Source organism: Nonomuraea sp. NPDC050022 (assembly GCF_044460705.1).
Classification (GTDB): domain Bacteria; phylum Actinomycetota; class Actinomycetes; order Streptosporangiales; family Streptosporangiaceae; genus Nonomuraea.
Genome location: NZ_JBITKE010000022.1, coordinates 24918 through 44317, shown reverse-complemented (window position 1 = coordinate 44317; position 19400 = coordinate 24918). Strand labels below are relative to the sequence as shown.

Genomic DNA, 19400 nt, shown 5'->3' with positions numbered 1-19400 from the left:
AGGGTCCGGACCATGCACATCCTCGCTACCGAGGGGCTGACCAAACGCTTCCCGACCGTCACGGCACTCGACCAGCTGACGGTCACCGTCGGGTCCGGTGTCACCGGCCTGGTCGGGGCGAACGGCGCGGGCAAGTCGACGCTGATCAAGATCCTGCTGGGCCTGCTGCCCCCGACCCAGGGCGGCGCGCGGGTGCTCGATCTCGACGTGACCACGCAGGGCGCCGAGATCCGCAGGTTCGTGGGCTACATGCCCGAGCACGACTGCCTCCCCCCTGACGTGTCCGCCACCGAGCTGGTCGTCCACCTCGCCCAGATGTCCGGGTTGCCGCGTACGGCGGCCCGCGAGCGCGCCGCCGACGTGCTGCGCCATGTCGGCCTGGCCGAGGAGCGCTACCGCGCCATCGGCGGCTACTCCACCGGCATGAAGCAGCGGGTCAAGCTGGCCCAGGCGCTCGTGCACGACCCCAAGCTGGTATTCCTCGACGAGCCGACCAACGGGCTCGACCCGCGCGGCCGGGACGAGATGCTGGCGCTGATCAGGCGCATCGGCACCGACTTCGGCATCAGCGTGCTCGTCACCTCGCACCTGCTCGGCGAGCTGGAGCGGATCTGCGACCACGTGATCGTCATCGACGCGGGCCGGCTGCTGCGCTCCTCCGCGATCGCCGAGTTCACCCAGGCCACGCAGACCGTCACGGTCGAGGTCGAGGAGGGCACGCAGCCGCTCGCCGAGCGGCTGTCCGAGCTCGGCCACAACGCCGTCCAGCACGGCCGCCTGCTGCTGGTCAAGGTGGCGGGCCCGGAGACGTTCGACGCGATCCGCGACGCGGCCGTCGATCTCGACCTCTGCCTGATCCGGCTGGAACAGGGCCGCCACCGCATCGAGGACGTCTTCAGAGAGGAGGTCGACGCGGGTGTCTGAGATCTATGACATCGGATACCGCCATTACGACGGTCCGCGACTCGGCCGCGGCTACTCGACGCGCGCACTCACCGTCCACAGCCTGCGTGGCGTGTTCGGCCTCGGGCGTACGGCACGCAGCAAGATCATTCCGTTCGCCCTGGTAGTCATCATGCTGCTGCCCGCGGTCGTGTCGATCGCGATGATGGCCCTGTTGAAGCAGCGCGGCATGGCCTACAGCGGCTTCGCGGTCTACATGCAGACGGTCGTGGCGATCTTCCTGGCCTCACAGGCGCCGACGGTCGTCGCGCCCGACCTGCGTTTCCGGGTGCTGCCGCTGTACCTGTCACGTCCGGTCACGATCGCCGAGTACGTGGCCGCCAAGGTCATCGCCATGACCGCGGCGCTGTTCCTGCTGCTCGCCGTGCCGCTCACACTGATCTACGTGGGCGAGCTGCTCATCGACATGGACGGGCCGCCGCAGACCAAGGAGTACTTCGGGGCCCTGGCCATGGCGCTGGTGCTCGCGCTCCTGCTGTCGTCGTTCGGCCTGGCCATCGCCGCGCTGACGCCCAGGCGCGGGCTCGGCGTCGCCTCCGTCATCGCCCTCTACCTGCTGACCTCGGCCTCCGCCACGGTCATCTTCGCCACGCTGTACTCGTCGGGCAACGATACGGGGGCCGGCTGGGCCTGGCTGATCAACCCGTTCTGGCTGGTCGACGCCGTACAGGTGTGGCTGTTCAGCACGACGGCCAACGTTCCGGACGGTACCTACCCGCCGGGGCCCGTCCCGGCGATCCTCGTGCTCGTGCTCATCGGGATCGGCCTGGCGGCGCTCGCGGCGCGCTATCGGAAGGCGGCCGCCCAATGAACATCGAGCTCGCACAGGTCTCTCGCTGGTACGGCAACGTGGTGGCGGTCAACGACGTCACGATGACGATCGGCCCCGGCGTCACCGGGCTGCTCGGCCCCAACGGCGCGGGCAAGTCGACGCTACTGCACCTGATGGCCGGGTTCCTGGCCCCCTCGGGCGGCACGGTGACGATGGACGGCACCCAGATCTGGAAAAACCACCACATCTATAAGAACATCGGCCTGGTCCCTGAACGGGAGGGTGTCTACGGGTTCCTCACCGGCTGGCAGTTCGTCCTGTCCGCCGCCAGGCTCCACGGTCTGCCCGACCCGATCGAGGCCGCTCGCAAGGCGCTGGCCACGGTCGAGATGGAGGAGCCCAAGGACCGCCGGGTCGAGACCTACTCCAAGGGCATGCGGCAGCGGGTGAAGGTCGCCGCCGCGCTCGTCCACGACCCGCCGGTGCTGCTGCTCGACGAGCCGTTCAACGGCATGGACCCGCGCCAGCGGCTGCACCTGATGGACCTGATCCGCGCCATGGGCACGGCGGGCAAGACGATCCTGTTCAGCTCGCACATCCTGGAGGAGGTCGAGCGGGTCGCCCAGCAGATCGAGGTACTGGTCGCGGGCCGGCACGCCGCCTCGGGCAACTTCCGCGAGATCCGTCGGCTGATGACCGACCGGCCGCACCTGTTCAGAATCCGGTCGAGCGACGACAGAAAGCTCGCCGCCGCCCTGATGCTCGACAACTCGGCGGGCGGCGTCTCGCTCGGCGCGGGCGGGCTGGAGGTCCAGGCGGTCGAGTTCCGGCGCTTCGCGTGGCTGCTGCCGCGCGTCGCCCGCACCGAAGGGATCCGCCTGCACGAGGTCTCCCCCGCCGACGAGGACCTGGAGAGCGTCTTCGCCTATCTGATCAACCGGAGCACCTGATCCAGGCGACTGAGGCGCCGAACGGAGTGAGGCAATGAATACAGTCGTCGCAGGTATTACCTACCGGGCTCTGCTGGGCAGGCGGAGGATCTTCCTTCTGCTCCTGCTGCCCCTGGCGCTGATCGGGTTGGCCGTCATGCTGCGGGTGTTCGCCGGCTACGACCCGCGCTCGGCGGCGCTGCTGATGGACAAGTTCGCCATCGGCACGATGCTCCCGCTGCTCGGCCTCATCGCGGGAACCGGGGTGATCGCCCCGGAGATCGACGACGGCACGATCATCCACCTGATGTCCAAGCCGATCTCGCGGCCGGTCATCGCCCAGACGAAGTTCCTGGTGGCCGCCTCCCTGCTGGCGGTGTTCTCGGCGGTCCCGACGTACTTCGCGGCCTGGCTGCTGGTGGGCAACGAGGACGGTCTCGCGGTCGGCTTCGCGCTCGGCGCGCTGGTCGCGGGCATCGCCTACGCCGCGGTGTTCCTGCTGCTCGGCATCCTGACCCGGCACGCGGTCACGATCGGGATCATCTACGCGCTGCTGTGGGAGACGCTGGTCGGCACGTTCGTACCGGGGGCGCAGAAGTTCTCCATCCAGCAGTGGGCCAAAACGATCGCCGACCAGATCTCCGACACGCCGTTCCTGACGGCCAACGTGACGCTCGGATTCGCCGTACCAGCGCTGATCATCGTGACGCTGGGCGCGGTGCTCTTGGCGGGACAGCGCCTGCGGGTCTTCACGCTGACGGGCGACGAATAGCGCCTCGCCTGCGGGCGACGCTCACAGGCGTCACCCGCAGGTGACGAACAGCTCACGGGCGGCCGATGGCCGCGCGCAGCGCCGCCCGGTCGAGCTTGCGCCGGCTGGATCGCGGGAAGTCCGGCAGCACCGCGATCCGGTCGGGCAGCGCGCCCGCGTCGACCAGCGCGGGCAGCCGGGCGCGTACCGCCGCCTCCTGGAAGCCGTCGCCGGGCACCAGCGCCAGTACGACCTCCTCGTCCCCGGTGACCGGATCGGCCAGGCCGACGATGGCCGCGTCGGCTACGCCGGGCAGTGCGGCGATAGCCGGTTCGTACAGGCTCGGGTAGATGTTGAACCCATCGCGAAGGATCATGTCCTTCTTCCGGCCGAGCAGGACGAGACGGCCCTGTCCGTCCAGGCGGACCAGGTCGCCGGTGGCCACCTCGTCGTGCGGCGGCTCGCCCAGGTAGCCGCGCGCCACGTGCGGGCCGCTGACGACCAGCTCCTGGTCCTCGGTGAACCGCACGCCGACTCCCGGCAGCGGCGCGCCGAGCAGGTCTCCCTCGGCGCAGGCCAGCTTCTCGGCCGCGCTCGCCAGCGCGATCGGCAGCGCCTCCGTCATCGCGTACACGCTCAGCACCTCCGCGCCGGGCGCGGCGGCGATCGCCTTCCGCAGTACGGCCGGGGGCGCGGGAGCCGAGCCGAGCAGCAGGTGGCGCAGGCTGTGCGGCAGCCGTTCCACCCGGGCGACGAGCCCGGCCAGCTCGACCGGCACGCAGTACAGGTGGGTCACCCGGCGTTCGAAGATGAGCTTGGCCGGGCCGGGCATCGACCAGGTGGCGCCGCCGATGAGCGCGGGCAGGCCGAGCATGAGGCCGTCGGTGTGGACGACGTCGCCGGGCTCGACGGGGAAGCGGTCTCTGAAGATCTCCAGCCCGGCGGCGAGGGACGCGCGGGTGTGGACGACGGCTCTGGGATGCGCGGTGGTGCCGGAAGTGAAGATCACCGCCGCCGGATCGTCCACCTCACCCCGGCTCGCGCCGGCCGTCGGCATCGGACCGTCCAGGCCGCGTAACCGTACCGCCGCGCTCGGCACGCCGGGCAGCCACCGGCCGGTGTAGGCGTGGCGCAGTTCCAGCTCCGGCAGCGGATCGCGAAGGCCGGGCAGGAGCACGCCCCGCCGCCTGGCCAACGCGCGCAGCGGCGCGAACGACGTGACCGCGTACAGCAGCGACCCCGCCACCACCCAGCGCGGCCGGGCCAGCCGGAGCCGGGCCCGCAGGATCTCCGGCGCGAGACCGGGATCGGCCAGCACCAGCACCCCGCCCGCGGCGACCACGCCCAGCGCCACGGCGATCGCGTCCGGCGAGGGCTCGACGGCGTACAGCACGCCATCCCCACGCCCGAGCCCTTCCGCCACCAGCCGGTCGCGGATGCGCAGCGCCCGCTCGCGCAGCCCGCCGAACGTCAGCTTCCGCCCGCGCGCCCCCACGATCGCCGTCGCCCGGGGCGTACGCTCGCACGCGGCGAACACCTGAGCCAGCAGATCACTCCGCATCCCACTCCCTCAAAAGCCCTCAAAGCTCGTAACGCCGCATGATCGGCACCGCGACCCGGTCGAGCAGCCAGGCCAGCACCACCCACCCTGTACGCCGCCGCCACGGCAGATGCCCGACATACACGGCCCGATACTCGATCTCCGGCACCGCCCCACGCAGCCGCTTGAACTCCCCCGCACCCGCACTGTCGTTGACCGACAGCCCCTCGTCCACAGCGATCTGGTAGACCAGCGCGCTCAGCATCCGGTACAGCCCGATCCCCTGCGGCAGCGCGGTGTCGTAGCCGAAGATCGGCGTGGTCAGCGTCCCGTCGCGGTGGAAGTAGCCGAGCACCGCGTCGATCCGCCCGTCCCTGGTCAGCGCCCAGTAGGTGATCGTCCCCGCCCGCATGGTCTCGCGCACGAACCGCTCGGTGAACTGCGGATTGTTCCGTGAGTACTTATCCAGATAAAGCAGGTCATAAAGCTCGACCACCCGAGCCACGTCACCCTCGCCCGGCCGCACCACCTCGTACCCCCTGCGCCCGACCAACCGCAGATCGCGCCGCCACCGCTTGCGATGCCGGGCCTCCTGCTCCCCCGGCCGCACCAGGTAGATCCGCCGCCCCGGCACCATTACGCAGCCGTCGATCCGCCGGTTCACCGAGCAGAACCCGACGGCGTGCCCGGGGAACCGCTCCCGCAGGAAGCGGATGGCGGCCTGCTCATGGGCGGGCTCGATGGCCGGATAGAGGTTCGTGGACAGCAGCCAGTTGTTGACCAGCACCACCCGGTCCAGCTCCGCCCACCGGCACAGCGCGCCCAGCGCGGCCAGCGCCGCCGCCAGCACCGCGCGCAGCGCCCCGCTGCCGAGCACGCGCAGCTCCTCACCGGCATAGGTCACATAGTGCGTGTACGGCGAGCACACCCACGCGTTCCCCTGTTCACCGTCGTTGACCGACACCGGCAGGACAATGCGCCCGTCCACCAGCAGCACCCCGTAGGTCGTGGTCACATTGGCGACGAACGCCTCGGTCCCGTGCTCGACCAGCGGCACCAGGTAGTCACGCGCGTAGGCGCCGTCCTCGGTGTCGGGCCAGGGCAGCTCGCCGAGGGTGTCCTTCGTGAACAGCTCGGCCTTCACCGGCCGTCCCACTCGATGTCGTACGTCGAGCACTCGATCAGTGACCGCCGCGTCCACAACGAGCGGATCCAGTTCTCCCACAGCACCCCGAACTGCGCCAGGAACGGCCCCCGGTCCCCGTCCACCGCGATCACGTCGTCAGCGGCCGACACCACGCTCGCCCACCGGCGCAGCTCCGGCCAGGACCGTACTCCCGCCAGGCCGAAGCCCAGCATCGCCAGCCCGATCATCGCCCGCGTGCCCGGCGCGGGCCGCAGCGGCCGGTCGGGCACGTCACCGAGCAGCACCCCGGCCAGCTCGTCGCCCAGCAGATGGACCCCGCTGGTGGCCCGTGGATTGCACTCCATCGGCAACACCCGATCGCCGGCCATGAAGTCGAAGGCGATCTGCCCACTGAACCCGACTCGCGCGACGAACTCCGTCACCCAGGCGTCCACCTCGGCATGCTCCACCGGCTCGAAGCTGACACAAGCCCCGGAAGCCGTGAACTCCACCGCGTAGGCGGCATGAGCCACCAATCGCCCCTTCACCGCCACGGAGTAGGTGCAGACCTGCTTCCCGTCGAGCAGTTCCTGAGCCACCCAGGGCCCCTCGCCCGCCCTTAACGCGATATTTCCCCGGACAACCCGCACTTTCGTACCAAAGCGCGAAAAAACAGGCTTCAGGATGAACGGGCGCCGGATCCCGGCCAGGTCGGCCTGCGACGTCACCAGCGCCGTCTCGGGCGCCGGCAGCCCGAACCCCTTCGCCAGCTGGACGAACTCCCACTTGCTGTGCAACGCCCGCAGCGTCCCGAGCGGCTCGGCCAGCACCTCACAGGGCAGCCGCTTCCGCCCCCGCGCCACCCAGAAGATCTCCTCGCACGTGGGCACGACCAGCCGCACGCCCTCCAGCTTGACGATGTCGGCCAGCGCGTCGGCGAACGCCTCGGGCGCCCGGTTGGGCGGCGGCACCCGATAGCTGACCGCCACGGCCGAGGACCGCGCGCAGAGCTGCGCCCGCGAGCTCTCGGCCACCACGACCCGCGCACCCGACCTGGCGAACTTCCTGGCCAGGTCCAGCGCCACGGGCGCCCGCCCACCGGTGATCAGCACAGTCACGCTCACCAGCCGCAGGATACGCGTGAGGGGCACGGCGCCGCCGTGCCCCTCACTGGAAAAGCCTCAGACGCAGGCGGCCCGGACCACGTCGGCCAGCCGGCCGGCGACCTCGGAGGCGTGCTCCTCGGACGAGGCCTCGACCATCACGCGGATCATCGGCTCGGTGCCGCTGGGCCTGATCAGCACCCGGCCCGTCTCACCCAGCTCCTTCTCCGCCAGCGCCACGGCCTCGGTGAGCTCGGGCACCGACGCCTTGCCCCGGTCCACGTCCTTGACGTTGATCAGGATCTGCGGCAGTGGCGTCATCACCGCGGCCAGCTCGCGCAGCGACTTGCCCGACCTGGCCACGACCGAGAGCAGGTGCAGCGAGGTGAGCAGGCCGTCTCCGGTGGTGGCGTGGTCGAGCATGATGACGTGCCCCGACTGCTCACCGCCCAGGTTGTAGCCGTCGGACTTCATGCGCTCCAGCACGTAGCGGTCGCCCACCGCGGTCTCCACGACGTGGATGCCCGCTTCGCGCATGGCCAGCTTGAAGCCCAGGTTGGACATCACGGTCGCGACCACGGTGTCCTTGGCCAGCGTGCCCTCGGCGTGCATGTCGGCCGCGAGGATCGCCATGATCTGGTCGCCGTCGATGATCGCGCCGGTGTGGTCGACCGCCAGGCAGCGGTCGGCATCGCCGTCATAGGCGATGCCGAGGTCGGCGCCGCGCGAGACGACGACCTGCTGCAGCTTGGGCAGGTGGGTGGAGCCGTAGCCGGCGTTGATGTTGAGGCCGTCGGGCCGCGCGCCGATGGCCTCCACCCTGGCTCCGGATCGCACCAGCGCCTCGGGGGCGACCATGTGAGCGGCGCCGTGGGCGCAGTCGACGACGATGTCGAGGCCGTCGAGCCGGCCACTGACCGTGGTCAGCACATGGGAGATGTAGCGGTCGGCCTCACCGTAGGCGTCACGCACCCGGCCCACGGCGGAGCCGACGGGAAAGGTCCAGTCCTCGCCGAGCCGCCGCTCGATCTCGTCCTCGACCGCGTCGGACAGCTTGAAGCCGCCCCGGGCCAGGAACTTGATGCCGTTGTCCGGTGCCGCGTTGTGCGACGCCGACAGCATGACGCCGATGTCGGCGCCGAGCGCCGCGGTGAGGTAGGCGACGGCCGGGGTGGGCAGCACGCCGAGGCGCAGCACATCCACTCCGGACGACGCAAGGCCGGCGACCACTGCGGCCTCGAGGAACTCCCCCGAGGCACGCGGGTCCCGGCCTACGACGGCCACAGGACGACGTCCTGTGGCCGTGAACGCGCCCGCATCGCCGAGGACGTGAGCCGCCGCGACCGAGAGGTCCATGGCGAGCTCCGCCGTGAGGTCGCGACCAGCGACCCCACGAACCCCGTCGGTGCCGAAAAGACGCGCCAATTTAGCGCTTGCTGTACTGCGGAGCCTTACGGGCCTTCTTGAGGCCGTACTTCTTCCGCTCCGTGGCGCGGGCGTCACGGGTGAGGAAGCCGGCCTTCTTCAGAGGCGCTCGGTTGGTCTCGACATCAAGGATCGCCAGCGCACGGGACAGGCCCATGCGCAGCGCGCCGGCCTGGCCGGTCACGCCGCCACCGTCGATGCGCGCGATGACGTCGAACGCCTCCTCGGCGCCGAGCACAACGAAGGGCTCGTTGACGATCTGCTGGTGGACCTTGTTGGGGAAGTAGACGTCCAGCGAACGACCGTTGATCGTCCACTTGCCGGTGCCGGGGACGATGCGCACGCGGGCGATCGCCTCCTTACGGCGACCGGTGCCGTACGAGTTGCCCGTGGTGACGGGCTTGCGCACGGGAGCGTCAGCGCTGGCGGTGGACTCGGTGGTGTACTCGGAAGGGAACTCCTCGCCGGAGAATTCTTCCACCTCGGCCTCGACGGCCGTCTCGACACCGGTGGGCTCAGCCACGGTTCTCCTCTAAATCTTTCGGACTACTACTGGGCGATCTGGGTGATCTCGAACGGCACCGGCTGCTGGGCCTGGTGCGGGTGCTCGGACCCCGCGTAGACCTTGAGCTTCTTGGCCATCTTCCGGCCGAGGGAGTTCTTCGGCAGCATGCCCTTGACGGCCTTTTCGACGGCCTTGTCCGGCCGCTTGTCCATGAGCTCGCCATAACTGACGGAACGCAGACCGCCCGGGTAACCCGAGTGGCGGTAGGCCTTCTTCTGCTCACGCTTGTTGCCGGTGAGCGCGATCTTGTCCGCGTTGATGATGACGACGAAGTCGCCGGTGTCGACGTGGTTGGCGAAGATCGGCTTGTGCTTGCCGCGGAGCAGGATCGCGACGTGGCTGGCCAGCCGGCCCAGCACGACATCGGTCGCGTCGATGACGTACCACTGACGCTGAACGTCGGCGGGCTTCGGTGAGTACGTGCGCACGGTCGTAGCCTTCTTTATGCTCGCGTCTTCGGCGCTGTCGGGAAGCGACAGCTCTAGGGTCGGTCGGTGCGGGCACACGGCAGCCCGGACCTTCCGTCTCCCTGGCCCGATGGGCTGATGATGGGAGATGACGCCGGACGCGCCGCGCATCGGTCGCGCTGGACCTATGCACACAACGATTGATTAGGCTACCCGCATTTAAGGGTGCTGGTCAAAAGACCGGTAACCTGCGATCAGTCTACCTGACACAGAACGGTTCGATTTCGGTTCCCTGGGATCCCTTCTTTCCCAGGACCAGACATCTCTATCGTTGGGTGTGGCATGTGGCACACCTCTCTCACCCGGCACACCCAGCGGAGCGCACGGCGCCGGAACCATCTGGGGGTGCTCGCCTGTCTTATGGCGGTTCTGTTCACGGGTGTGCTGATCGGGCGGTTGACGGACAACGTCGAAGAAACCGGCCACATCTACCTCAACGAGACAGCCCCGCCCGCCGCCGCGGCCAAGGCCGAACCCACGGTCACGCCCACGGCCAAGAAGGCGCAGCCGTACGCGGGCCGCATCCCCAGGGAGAGCACCGCCGGGGTCCCGCGCGGCAACGTCAGGGCCAAGCCCACCAAGAGCCCGGACGGCAACACAGTGCCCGGCTTCACCGCCGAAGATCCCACGCGGGTGCTCGGCGAGCAGACCGCCGAGATGTCGCCGGCGATGGCGGCCAAGGTCGTCAACCTCACCAACGCCGCCAGGCTCAAACGCGGCTGCGGCCGCCTCCGGACCGACGCGAGGCTGACTCGCTCGGCCCGCGCGCACTCCCTTGAGATGGCGAGCAGCGGCCGCTTCACCCACGACTCCCCCGACGGCTCGTCGCCGTGGGACCGGATGGAGCGCGCCGGATACCGCGCGGGCGCCGCCGAGAACATCGGCCGCGGCTACACCTCTCCCGAAGAGGCGGTCCGCGGCTGGCTCGACAGCAAGGACCACCGCCAGAACATCCTCAACTGCCGCATCGAATCCATCGGAGTCGGCGTGGTGGCGGGGGCCGGCGGTCCGTGGTGGACGCAGGACTTCGGTTACTCATGACCACTTCACGGTAATGTCGCCGCATGGGTTTTCCCGACGAACGTGACACCAGCACGGAGAGCACCCCCCGCCGTTCTCGCAGGGCCCGTGACACGGCCGAATCCGGCGGCTCCCGCAACCCCTTCGAACCGATCGGGGCTGCCACCGGTCGCAGGGCCAAGGAACCGGCCGCGGCCGAGCCGGTCGCCGAACCGGCGCGCCGCAGCACTACGTGGAGCCCCTACGACGAGGGCAAACGCTCGCGTGGGCCGCTCTGGTTCACGCTCGGCGGCGTCGCGGTGCTCGGCCTGTTCGTCGCGGGCCTCGTGGTGATGTTCAAGTCAGGCGGCTCCGACCAGGCCGAGACCCAGGCGGCCCGCCGCACCTCCGCGCCGTTGCCGTCCTCGCCTCCCGGCAAGTACAGCTACGCGGCCGATCGCAAGACCGACCCCGAGCCGCTCACGGTCAAGGAGCTATTCGCGACCAAGAAGATCGCGGTCGCCGGCCGCTCGTACACGATGACCGTCACCAGCAAGGTCAAGAAGTGCTCCGACGGAGCCGTCGGCGACAAGCTGCAGAAGGCCCTCAAGGCCGGCAAGTGTACGCAGATCATCCGCGCGAGCTTCCGCGACAAGGCCGGCAAGCTGATGGGCACGGTCGGCGTGGCCAACCTCAAGTCCAGCCCGACCGCGACCAAGGTGCAGTCGGTCGGCAGCAAGACCGACTACGTCAAGCCGCTGGCCGGCAAGGACTCACTCACCAAGAGCCTCGGCACCGGGAGCGGCGGCACCCAGATGTGGATGCACGGCCACTACGCCGTCATGATCTGGTTTCAGAACAAGGACGGCAGCAAGCCCGACAAGAAGGGGCAGAAGAAGCTCTTCCAGGCGGTCGACGACATCACCAAGGCCACCGTCTTCAAGGCCCTTGACTCCCGCACGCTGACCGGCCACCCGGGCACCTAAAAGCCTCAAACCTTTTCATAGGTACCCAAACGGCATCGATGATCCAGTCGGGAACGCCCATACCGGCATAACGATCTCGCGACTCTCGCTAGGCTCCCCCTTATGCGTGGCCAGGAACCTGGGTCTGACAACGAGCGCAGGGACAAAGATCGTAGGGAAGCTGACGGCTCGGCCGCACCGGCGACGCCACCGCCGAGCTTCGGCCAGCCCCTTCAATATCCCGAGTCACGGGCGTCTCACGAGGCGCCCGGAGCTACTCCAGCATCGCCACCGGAGCCCGGCACGGGCGCTGACTCCGGCTCTGACAGCGCCGGTTACGAGAGTGCCGGTTACGAGAGTGCCGCCTACGGGAGTGCCGATAATGACGATGCCGGTCATGACATGCTGCCCGCTTTCCCGGGCACGCCATCGGATGCTGAGCAGACGGTGACCGGGGCATCGGACTTCGACTCGCCGTCCGAGTGGCAACCGTTCGAACCACAGCCGTCGGACCCGGCGTCGGCCGAGGACCAGTCCGACCTTCCTGGGCTGCCGGCCTTCCCTGGCGCGCAGCCGTGGGAGGTGGCGGGCGACGACGCCGCGCCGTACGACTGGTTCGCCGACCCCCAGGGCCCGCCCCGCCCCATGCGCGGCCGCCTGCCCCGCAACCTCGGCGCCCAGCCCGGCACCCCGTCCCCGTCTCCGCGACCTCCCGCCGCGGGCCCTCCGCCCGCCGGCTCCGCACCCACAAGGCCGCCCGCTCCGGGACCGGGCGCTCAACCTCCGTCGCAGACCCCGCGACCGGGCGCCCAGCTTCCGTCGCACAGCCCGGCGCCAGGCGCTCAGCCTCCGTCACATCCCCCCGGGCCAGGCGCTCAGCCTCCATCACACGCCGGCGGGCCGGGCGCTCAGCCTCCATGGCAGTCCGCCGAGTCCGAATCGGGCGGTCAGGCCTCCGGCCCCCAGCCCTCGTGGCCGCGCGCCGAGCCGGGGCAGGACGCCCCGGCTCCCGGCCAGCCCGGCGCCGGATGGTCTCCGGCGTCCGGCGTCTGGCCCGCACCCATCCCGGAGGAGCCCGCCACCTGGGCCCCCGAGGAGCCCGCCACCTGGGCGGCCGACCCCGTGGTGCCCGGTGCGCCGTCGTGGGAGCCGCCACCGGCCTTCACCGCGGCGGCCGCGGGCATGCAGGTATGGCCCGCCCCCGTGGCCGACCCGCCCGCCATGCCGCCCTGGCCCGCCGCCACGGGCGAACTCGCCGTGGAGCCGGATTCCGACGACGTGTCCGGCCCGACATCGCCCTGGAACGTCCCATCGGACAGCTCGCCCCCGGACGACTCCCCCACCCGCCCGGGGGGCATCATCCCGCCCGGAGCCCCCGCGTCCGACGACAGCGACCCCGCGCCCAAGAGCTCCGTGTACGGCGGGCCGACGACCAAGGGCCCCGCGTTCGGGCAACCCGCGGCCGACTACGAAGAGGCCGACCCCTCAGAGGACGCCGAGGACTACCAGACCGACCCGAACCTGACCGACCCGAACCTGACCGCCCCCTTCGACGCGAGGGGCGCGTCCGCCCGCCCCTTCGCCGCCAATGAGGCGGCCCCACCGGCCTTCGACCCGAACGCCACCGATCCCACCTTCGACGCGAACCCCACTACGCCCGCGTCCGGCGCGACGGCGCCCCACGCCTTCAACCCCAACACCGGCGCCCCCAGCACCTTCGACCCGAACGCCACCGGGCTCACCTTCGACCCGAACGCGACCGCGCCGGGGTTCGACGCGACGGCCCCCCACGCCTTCGGCCCCAACGCCCGCCCGCACGCGTTCGACGCCAGCACCCCACCAACCGCCTTCGACCCGGGCACCCCGCCGCCCGCCTTCGACCCGAACGCCGCCGGACACCCGGTCGAGCCGAGCGACGTCCCGGTCTGGCCGCCGATCCCCCCTGGCGGAACCCAGCAGAAGGGCAACGTCCCCGACCTCCCGTTCGAGGTATGGGGCCAGAAGCCCACCGCCGCCCTGCCCGTCCCGGCCTCGCAGGACCGCTCCACACCGCCCGCCGCCTACGGGCAGGGGCCGTTCAAGCAATCGCCGTTCCAGGCGACACCGCCCGCCACCGGCCAGCCCGGCAAGCCGGCGGGCCGGAAAGCACTCTTCATCACCCTGGGCGTGCTCGCTCTGGCAGGCGTCGCCACGGGCGGCTTCTTCGCTTACAAGTCGGTGAGCGCCCCATCAGCGCCCGCCGCCACGACGGCCGCCAAGGAGCCGCCGACGACGGCACCCCCGGCCATCGTCAGCCCCGATGCCTCCACGACCCCGGTCGTCCCCGCCACCTCGATCCTCAACTCCGAGCAGACCGACCCGCGCAAGATGTCGCTCTCCGAGGCGTTCCCGAAGAAGAAGATCGAGGCGGAGGGAGCCGTCTTCTCCAAGGTCAAGACCGACATGACGGGGAGCTGCGAGAAGGCCGCCTCCGGTCCCTTCGCCGACGCGCTGCGCGAGCAGAAGTGCAGCCGGATCGTACGAGCGACGTACGTCGACACCAAGCGCCGCTACGCCGTGACGACCGGCATCGCCGTACTGCCCACCAAAGAGGCCGCCATGAGCGCCGACAAGGCCAAGAACCTCGGCCGCAACGTCTGGTTCCGCGGCCTGCCCGCGGCGGCGGGCTCGGGCGGCGAACGCGTGGAGATCGCGGGCGGCTATGCCGCGGGGCTGGTCTGGGGCCGCTACATCGTCTTCAGCTACGCCACGTACGCCGACGGCCACACACCAGGCACCAAGGAGAAGACACTCGGCAAGGTCAGCGGCGCCTTCCGCGACCAGACCTCCCAGGCCCTGGAACGCCGCCTCACCAACGACTGACAACCCGCTCGGCACGGGGCTACGCACTCGCCGACAACAGACGAATCGACGCGCCGGGCTGCCGCAAGCGGGTCACCGCCCAACGCACGAACGCGCTGCACCATGGCTCGTCGGCAGCAGGCGGCCGGACGCGCTGACAGACGGCCCGCCGACCGCGGGCGGATCACCGCCCGGCGTACGGACAGGCCGGGTTACGGCGCGTCGACGGCGGGCGGATCATCGCCCAGCGTGCGGACGCGCCGGGTCGCGAGGGCGCGCGCGGCGAGTTCCGCGTCCGGCGGGTAGGTCACCTCTTCCAGGCACAGGCCGTGCGCGGGCGCCACATGCACCCCGGAGTCCCGTACGGCCCGCCCCAGCACCTGCCCGGGCCACTCGACAGGCCGGCGCCCATCGGCGGCCGACAGGAGGGAGCCGACCAGCGACCGCACCATCGAGTGGCAGAACGCGTCGGCGACCACGGTGGCGACCAGCACCCCGTCGCCCTCCCGCACCCAGTCGAGCCGTTGCAGCCGCCGGATCGTGGTGGCCCCCTCGCGCTTCTTGCAGAAGGCGGCGAAGTCGTGCTCGCCGAGCAGGTGCGTGGCCGCCGCGTTCAGCGCGTCCAGGTCCAGCGGCCGGTTGTGCCAGACCACCTCCCGGCGCCGCAACGGATCCACCCCACCGGCCGCGTCACTGACCCGGTACGCGTACCGCCGTGACAAGGCGGAGAACCGCGCGTCAAAGCCCTCAGAAGCCACGGAGACCCGATGAACGCGTACATCTGACTCCAGCACCCCGGCCAGCCGCCGCAGGAGTGTAGCGAGCCGCTCATCCACGTCCAGCGGCAACACCGCGCCGGCCCTCACAGAGCCGACAGCCGGAAAGAGAGCCGCGGAGTCGGCCGCCAGAAAAGCCGCCGTGGGGGCCGCCGCAGGCTCGGGCCCGGCGGATCTCCGGTGGTTGCGGTCGAGGGCGGAGAACGCCTCCACGGGAAGATCCACGTGCGCCACCTGCCCGCGCGCGTGCACCCCGGCATCCGTACGCCCGGCGACGGTCAACGCCGGTGGCTCGGCCAGCCGCAGGATCCTGCCGAGCGCCCGCTCGATCTCCCCCTGGACCGTACGCAGCCCCGGCTGCCTGGCCCACCCGGAGAAGTCGGTCCCGTCATAGCCGAGATCAAGCCGGAGCCGTACCACCATCGCCCTCCCCAAAACGCGAACAGGCCCGAACCCCCGCGAGAGGGGCTCGAGCCCGATTCAACTGGGCCCGGAATCCCCGCATAAAAGGGGGTCTGGGCCCGATTCAGCTGACCTGACGGATCAGGCCTCGTCCTTCTTAGCCTCGCCGGCCTCAGCCTCGGCCGAACCCGACTCAGCGGCCTCAGCCGTGGCGGCCTCGTCCGACGCGGCGGTCTCCGCGGCGGCCGGCGCCTCAGTCTCGGCCTCAGCGGCGGGAGCGGCAGCGGCGGCCGGAGCCTCCGTGCGCGACACGCGAACCGGGTTCAGCGGCTCGGTCACCAGCTCGATCACCGCCATGGGGGCGTTGTCACCCTTACGGGCGCCCACCTTGGTGATGCGGGTGTAACCGCCGGGACGCTCGGCGAACGTCACCGCGATGTCCGTGAACAGGTGGTGGACGACGCCCTTGTCCTTGACGACCGTGAGCACCTGGCGACGGTTGTGGATGTCGCCCTTCTTCGCCTTGGTGATCAGGCGCTCCGCCAGCGGACGGACGCGCTTGGCCTTGGCAACCGTGGTGCGGATCTTGCCGTGGCGGAACAGGTCCGTGGCGAGGTTCGCCAGGATCAGCCGCTCGTGCGCCGGGCTGCCGCCAAGACGTGCACCCTTGGTGGGCTTGGGCATTGCGTTCTCCTTGTGAGTTAACCCGCCCCGGCCGTACCAGGTACCGAAGTCGGGCCGGTCGCAGTCGCTCTAGGGGCGATGCGAGCCGTTACCGTCGCCCGCGCCGAACGGGAACCGTTCGGCGCGGGGAGTCGCGAGGCAGAGCCCTCGCGATGGCTTAGTACTGCTCGGTCTCGACGTACGCGCTGTCGTCGTCGTCGTAGCCGGCGCCGGCCACCGCGCTCGGGTCGAACCCGGGCGGGGAGTCCTTGAGCGCCAGCGTCATCTCGTGCAGCTTCTGCTTGACCTCTTCGATCGACTTGGCGCCGAAATTCCTTATGTCGAGCAGGTCCTGCTCGCTGCGGGCGACGAGCTCACCCACGGTGTGGATGCCCTCGCGCTTGAGGCAGTTGTAGGAGCGAACGGTGAGGTTCAGCTCCTCGATCGGCAGCGCCAGGTCGGCGGCCAGGGCGGCGTCGGTCGGCGACGGGCCGATGTCGATGCCCTCGGCCTCGACGTTGAGCTCACGGGCCAGGCCGAAGAGCTCGACGAGGGTCTTACCGGCGGAGGCCACCGCGTCGCGGGGCTTCATGGCCGGCTTGGTCTCGACGTCGAGGATCAGACGGTCGAAGTCGGTACGCTGCTCGACTCGGGTCGCCTCGACCTTGTAGGTGACCTTGAGCACCGGGGAGTAGATCGAGTCGATCGGAATGCGGCCGATCTCCTGACCCGGCTGCTTGTTCTGCGCGGCGGAGACGTAGCCGCGACCGCGCTCGACGGTCAGCTCCATCTCCAGCTTCGCCTTGCCGTTGAGCGTGGCGATGCGCAGCTCGGGGTTGTGCACCTCGACACCGGCCGGCGGCGCGATGTCGGCGGCGGTGACCTCACCCGGGCCCTGCTTGCGCAGGTACATCACGACCGGCTCGTCGTGCTCGGAGGAGACGACGAGCTCCTTGAGGTTGAGGATGATGTCGGTGACATCTTCCTTGACCCCGGGAACGGTCGAGAACTCGTGCAGCACGCCCTCGATCCGGATGCTCGTCACGGCCGCGCCCGGAATGGACGACAGCAGCGTGCGGCGGACCGAGTTGCCGATGGTGTAGCCGAAACCCGGCTCCAGCGGCTCGATGACGAATCGGGATCGGGTGTCGTCGATCGACTCTTCGAGAAGAGTCGGGCGCTGAGCGATCAGCATGTGGGGTCTCCCCTTTTCGTGTGGCGCCCGCTATATGACGCCACTCCGATACAAGCCTAGTTGAGGTGCGGCGAACCGCACCTCAACCACTACTTACTTCGAGTAGTACTCGACGATCAGCTGTTCCTGAACCTGGGTGTCGATCTGCTGACGGACCGGCAGCTGGTGGATCAGGACGCGGATCTTGTCCGGCACGACGCCGAGCCACGCCGGGACCGAGCGGTCACCGGCGGTGGCGCGAGCCACCTCGTACGGGAGCAGGTTGCGCTTGGTCTCACGGACCTCGATGATGTCGTGCTCACGCACGCGGTACGAGGGGATGTCGACCTTCTTGCCGTTGACCAGGAAGTGTCCGTGACGGACCTGCTGGCGAGCGGCGTCGCGCGACTGGGCGAACCCGGCGCGGTAGACCACGTTGTCGAGACGGCTCTCCAGGATCTGGAGCAGCGCCTCACCGGTCTTGCCGCTCTTGCGGGTGGCTTCCTCGTAGTAGTTGTGGAACTGCTTCTCGAGGACGCCGTAAATGCGGCGGGTCTTCTGCTTCTCACGAAGCTGAAGCTGGTACTCGGACTCCTTGGGACGTCCGCGGCCGTGCTCACCCGGCGGGTAAGGACGGATCTCGATGGGGCACTTCGCGGACTCGCACTTGCTGCCCTTGAGGAAGAGCTTGGTCTTCTCGCGGCGGCAGAGCTTGCAGTCCGCACCCGTGTAACGAGCCATTTCTCAGATTCTCCTGGGTGTCAGACGCGGCGGCGCTTCGGCGGACGGCAGCCGTTGTGCGGAACCGGGGTGACGTCCTGGATCGAACCCACTTCGAGGCCGGTGGCCTGAAGGGAACGGATCGCGGTCTCACGGCCGGAGCCGGGACCCTTGACGAAGACGTCAACCTTGCGCATGCCGTGCTCCATGGCGCGGCGGGCGGCGTTCTCGGCGGCCATCTGAGCGGCGAACGGGGTGGACTTACGGGAGCCCTTGAAACCCACGTGGCCGGCGCTGGCCCAGGAGATCACGTTCCCGTTGGGGTCGGTGATCGAAACGATCGTGTTGTTGAACGTGCTCTTGATGTGGGCGTGCCCATGAGCGACGTTCTTCTTTTCCTTGCGGCGCACCTTCTTGGGCGCACCCTGACGGCTCTTAGGAGGCATCCTTTGCCTTCACTCCTGAGGTGTTCGGTCCCGCGGCTGCGTGGACTACTTCTTACCGGGCTTCTTCTTGCCGGCCACGGTCTTCTTCTTGCCCTTGCGGGTGCGCGCGTTGGTCTGCGTGCGCTGACCGTGGACAGGCAGGCCCTTGCGGTGCCGAATGCCCTGGTAGCACCCAATCTCGATCTTGCGGCGAATGTCGGCCTGAACCTCACGGCGCAGGTCACCCTCGATCTTGAAGTTCGCCTCGATGTAGTCACGCATCGGGACGAGCTCAGCGTCGGTGAGCTGATGCACGCGGGTGTCGCCGCTGACACCGGTGGCCTCGAGGACCTCCAGCGCACGGGTGCGGCCGATTCCGTAAATGTAGGTGAGAGCGATCTCCAGCCGCTTTTCGCGGGGGAGGTCGACGCCAACCAGGCGAGCCATGGTCGGGCATTCTCCTTCGTTGTGGCGGAGGTCTTGCGCCTCACGTCCCCTCCCCATGCCCGGGGTGAGGGCCTCGGCCTCCGACCGAGGGTCTCCTGGGTGGTACGGCCCGGAAATCAGGCCGCCTGCTCAGGTGTGACGCGCGATTACTGTCTCAGGCTTCTCATGCGTCGAGCCCGCTCCCTGACTGGGGCGGACTCGGAGAAGCCTTACGGCGACTAACCCTGACGCTGCTTGTGGCGCAGGTTGTCGCAGATCACCATGACGCGACCGTGCCGGCGGATCACCTTGCACTTGTCGCAGATCTTCTTGACGCTCGGCTTTACCTTCATTGTCCTTCGTGTTCC

Annotated in this window: 20 protein-coding genes; 7 read left to right on the top strand and 13 right to left on the bottom strand. The window is 69.7% G+C overall.

Going from position 1 to position 19400, the window contains the following annotated elements:
- Positions 1–12 precede the first annotated feature (12 nt).
- From ACIBO2_RS55980 to ACIBO2_RS55965, 4 genes are read left to right on the top strand one after another with little or no spacing between them, the layout of a single operon-like run.
- Positions 13–924 (top strand): ABC transporter ATP-binding protein, encoded by a 912-nt coding sequence (locus ACIBO2_RS55980; protein WP_358553054.1) that lies wholly within the window; start codon positions 13–15, stop codon positions 922–924.
- The gene (locus tag ACIBO2_RS55975; RefSeq protein ID WP_358553056.1) at positions 917–1774 is read left to right on the top strand and encodes an ABC transporter permease; all 858 of its coding nucleotides are present in this window, start codon (positions 917–919) and stop codon (positions 1772–1774) included. Before ACIBO2_RS55980 ends, ACIBO2_RS55975 begins: the two co-directional genes overlap by 8 nt.
- Positions 1771–2685 carry an ABC transporter ATP-binding protein gene (locus ACIBO2_RS55970; RefSeq protein ID WP_358553058.1) on the top strand — a complete coding sequence of 305 codons (915 nt, stop codon included), beginning with the start codon at positions 1771–1773 and terminating at the stop codon, positions 2683–2685. The genes ACIBO2_RS55975 and ACIBO2_RS55970 overlap by 4 nt, the downstream gene beginning before the upstream one ends.
- A 34-nt stretch (positions 2686–2719) precedes the next feature.
- The gene (locus ACIBO2_RS55965) at positions 2720–3436 is read left to right on the top strand and encodes an ABC transporter permease subunit (RefSeq protein WP_358553060.1); all 717 of its coding nucleotides are present in this window, start codon (positions 2720–2722) and stop codon (positions 3434–3436) included.
- A gap of 52 nt (positions 3437–3488) precedes the next feature.
- Here ACIBO2_RS55965 and ACIBO2_RS55960 read toward each other — a convergent pair whose 3' ends face one another.
- From ACIBO2_RS55960 to rplM, 6 genes are read right to left on the bottom strand one after another with little or no spacing between them, the layout of a single operon-like run.
- A complete protein-coding gene (locus ACIBO2_RS55960) occupies positions 3489–4976 on the bottom strand; it encodes a class I adenylate-forming enzyme family protein (RefSeq protein WP_358553062.1) in 1488 nt (495 codons plus the stop codon).
- A 19-nt stretch (positions 4977–4995) separates the two neighbouring features.
- Positions 4996–6180 (bottom strand): GNAT family N-acetyltransferase, encoded by a 1185-nt coding sequence (locus ACIBO2_RS55955; protein WP_397305101.1) that lies wholly within the window; start codon positions 6178–6180, stop codon positions 4996–4998.
- Positions 6096–7205: an ATP-grasp domain-containing protein gene (locus ACIBO2_RS55950; protein WP_358553066.1), complete on the bottom strand. Its 1110-nt coding sequence runs from the start codon at positions 7203–7205 to the stop codon at positions 6096–6098. The genes ACIBO2_RS55955 and ACIBO2_RS55950 overlap by 85 nt, the downstream gene beginning before the upstream one ends.
- A 57-nt stretch (positions 7206–7262) precedes the next feature.
- On the bottom strand, positions 7263–8609 hold the full coding sequence (gene glmM / locus ACIBO2_RS55945; protein WP_363993188.1) for a phosphoglucosamine mutase: 1347 nt from the start codon (positions 8607–8609) through the stop codon (positions 7263–7265).
- A 1-nt stretch (position 8610) separates the two neighbouring features.
- On the bottom strand, positions 8611–9132 hold the full coding sequence (rpsI, locus tag ACIBO2_RS55940; protein WP_357948202.1) for a 30S ribosomal protein S9: 522 nt from the start codon (positions 9130–9132) through the stop codon (positions 8611–8613).
- 26 nt (positions 9133–9158) lie between these two features.
- Entirely contained in the window at positions 9159–9602 is a 444-nt protein-coding gene (rplM, locus tag ACIBO2_RS55935; RefSeq protein ID WP_225293910.1) for a 50S ribosomal protein L13, read from the bottom strand.
- 321 nt (positions 9603–9923) lie between these two features.
- On the opposite strand from rplM, the gene ACIBO2_RS55930 reads away from it, so the two are divergent.
- From ACIBO2_RS55930 to ACIBO2_RS55920, 3 genes are all read left to right on the top strand, one after another.
- Positions 9924–10682 carry a CAP domain-containing protein gene (locus ACIBO2_RS55930; protein ID WP_358553070.1) on the top strand — a complete coding sequence of 253 codons (759 nt, stop codon included), beginning with the start codon at positions 9924–9926 and terminating at the stop codon, positions 10680–10682.
- A gap of 23 nt (positions 10683–10705) precedes the next feature.
- On the top strand, positions 10706–11626 hold the full coding sequence (locus ACIBO2_RS55925; protein ID WP_397305100.1) for a hypothetical protein: 921 nt from the start codon (positions 10706–10708) through the stop codon (positions 11624–11626).
- Positions 11627–12052: 426 nt separating this feature from the next.
- Complete coding sequence (locus tag ACIBO2_RS55920) at positions 12053–14467, top strand: hypothetical protein (protein WP_397305099.1); 2415 nt, start codon at positions 12053–12055, stop codon at positions 14465–14467.
- Positions 14468–14658: 191 nt separating this feature from the next.
- Here the strand turns inward: ACIBO2_RS55920 and ACIBO2_RS55915 are convergent, their stop codons facing one another.
- The 7 genes from ACIBO2_RS55915 to rpmJ form a co-directional block, all read right to left on the bottom strand.
- Positions 14659–15645 carry a tRNA pseudouridine synthase A gene (locus tag ACIBO2_RS55915; RefSeq protein WP_358553076.1) on the bottom strand — a complete coding sequence of 329 codons (987 nt, stop codon included), beginning with the start codon at positions 15643–15645 and terminating at the stop codon, positions 14659–14661.
- A 120-nt stretch (positions 15646–15765) separates the two neighbouring features.
- Positions 15766–16308 (bottom strand): 50S ribosomal protein L17, encoded by a 543-nt coding sequence (rplQ, locus tag ACIBO2_RS55910; RefSeq protein ID WP_397305098.1) that lies wholly within the window; start codon positions 16306–16308, stop codon positions 15766–15768.
- Positions 16309–16465: 157 nt separating this feature from the next.
- Positions 16466–17482, bottom strand: a complete 1017-nt coding sequence (locus ACIBO2_RS55905) for a DNA-directed RNA polymerase subunit alpha (RefSeq protein ID WP_214633194.1) — start codon at positions 17480–17482, stop codon at positions 16466–16468.
- A gap of 93 nt (positions 17483–17575) precedes the next feature.
- A complete protein-coding gene (rpsD, locus tag ACIBO2_RS55900; protein WP_225293921.1) occupies positions 17576–18202 on the bottom strand; it encodes a 30S ribosomal protein S4 in 627 nt (208 codons plus the stop codon).
- 20 nt (positions 18203–18222) lie between these two features.
- The gene (gene rpsK, locus ACIBO2_RS55895; protein ID WP_020542285.1) at positions 18223–18627 is read right to left on the bottom strand and encodes a 30S ribosomal protein S11; all 405 of its coding nucleotides are present in this window, start codon (positions 18625–18627) and stop codon (positions 18223–18225) included.
- 45 nt (positions 18628–18672) lie between these two features.
- Positions 18673–19053, bottom strand: coding sequence for a 30S ribosomal protein S13 (rpsM, locus tag ACIBO2_RS55890; protein ID WP_214633192.1), 381 nt, complete (start codon positions 19051–19053; stop codon positions 18673–18675).
- 218 nt (positions 19054–19271) lie between these two features.
- The gene (rpmJ, locus tag ACIBO2_RS55885) at positions 19272–19385 is read right to left on the bottom strand and encodes a 50S ribosomal protein L36 (RefSeq protein ID WP_003956441.1); all 114 of its coding nucleotides are present in this window, start codon (positions 19383–19385) and stop codon (positions 19272–19274) included.
- Between the last annotated feature and the right edge of the window lie 15 nt (positions 19386–19400).

Bases quoted from the DNA above. Each gene is read 5' to 3' on its own strand.
- rpsM (WP_214633192.1), bottom strand. From the start codon at position 19,053: ATGGCTCGCCTGGTTGGCGTCGACCTCCCCCGCGAAAAGCGGCTGGAG.
- ACIBO2_RS55965 (WP_358553060.1), top strand. From the start codon at position 2,720: ATGAATACAGTCGTCGCAGGTATTACCTACCGGGCTCTGCTGGGCAGG.
- rpsD (WP_225293921.1), bottom strand. From the start codon at position 18,202: ATGGCTCGTTACACGGGTGCGGACTGCAAGCTCTGCCGCCGCGAGAAG.
- ACIBO2_RS55925 (WP_397305100.1), top strand. From the start codon at position 10,706: ATGGGTTTTCCCGACGAACGTGACACCAGCACGGAGAGCACCCCCCGC.
- rplQ (WP_397305098.1), bottom strand. From the start codon at position 16,308: ATGCCCAAGCCCACCAAGGGTGCACGTCTTGGCGGCAGCCCGGCGCAC.
- rpsK (WP_020542285.1), bottom strand. From the start codon at position 18,627: ATGCCTCCTAAGAGCCGTCAGGGTGCGCCCAAGAAGGTGCGCCGCAAG.
- rpmJ (WP_003956441.1), bottom strand. From the start codon at position 19,385: ATGAAGGTAAAGCCGAGCGTCAAGAAGATCTGCGACAAGTGCAAGGTG.
- ACIBO2_RS55930 (WP_358553070.1), top strand. From the start codon at position 9,924: ATGTGGCACACCTCTCTCACCCGGCACACCCAGCGGAGCGCACGGCGC.
- ACIBO2_RS55915 (WP_358553076.1), bottom strand. From the start codon at position 15,645: ATGGTGGTACGGCTCCGGCTTGATCTCGGCTATGACGGGACCGACTTC.
- ACIBO2_RS55970 (WP_358553058.1), top strand. From the start codon at position 1,771: ATGAACATCGAGCTCGCACAGGTCTCTCGCTGGTACGGCAACGTGGTG.
- ACIBO2_RS55905 (WP_214633194.1), bottom strand. From the start codon at position 17,482: ATGCTGATCGCTCAGCGCCCGACTCTTCTCGAAGAGTCGATCGACGAC.
- ACIBO2_RS55980 (WP_358553054.1), top strand. From the start codon at position 13: ATGCACATCCTCGCTACCGAGGGGCTGACCAAACGCTTCCCGACCGTC.
- ACIBO2_RS55960 (WP_358553062.1), bottom strand. From the start codon at position 4,976: ATGCGGAGTGATCTGCTGGCTCAGGTGTTCGCCGCGTGCGAGCGTACG.